Annotated in this window: 1 protein-coding gene; it reads left to right on the forward strand. The window is 63.8% G+C overall.

Annotated features, from left to right (window positions below):
* The coding region (locus MKK60_RS19010; RefSeq protein WP_243988173.1) for an IS3 family transposase at positions 1 to 458 on the forward strand (458 nt) is incomplete at both ends.

The raw sequence follows: 458 nt of genomic DNA on the forward strand, positions 1-458 counted from the left end.
CGCGCCTGTCGGGCGCTCGGACAGCATCGCTCGACGCAGCGCAAGGTACCGCGGGGCCGCGACGATGAAGAGGCGCTAACGGCCGATCTCGTGGCGTTGGCTGAGAAGTACGGACGCTATGGCTACCGCAAGATCAGCGCATTGCTGAAGGCGGCCGGTGGGTTCGTCAACGACAAGCGCGTCGAGCGCATTTGGCGGCGTGAGGGTCTGAAGGTCCCAGCCAGACAGCCCAAGCGGGGGGGGACTTGGGACACGAACGGCCCTGGCGTCGGCCTTCGCCCGAAAACCGCAAATAAGGGTTGTCGTACGGATTCGTTCAGGGCCGGCCGGCAGGTGGGAGGCAAAATCGGGTTGCCCAACGTGGTGAAGGATTCAACCAAGAATTCCTGGCGAATCCGGTTCGCCGGAAGGCGGAAGCAAACGGCCTCCTCCGTGGTGCCTTCGGATCGGTTCATCTT

The organism is Methylobacterium sp. J-092 (genome assembly GCF_022829325.1).
In the GTDB taxonomy this organism is placed as follows: domain Bacteria; phylum Pseudomonadota; class Alphaproteobacteria; order Rhizobiales; family Beijerinckiaceae; genus Methylobacterium.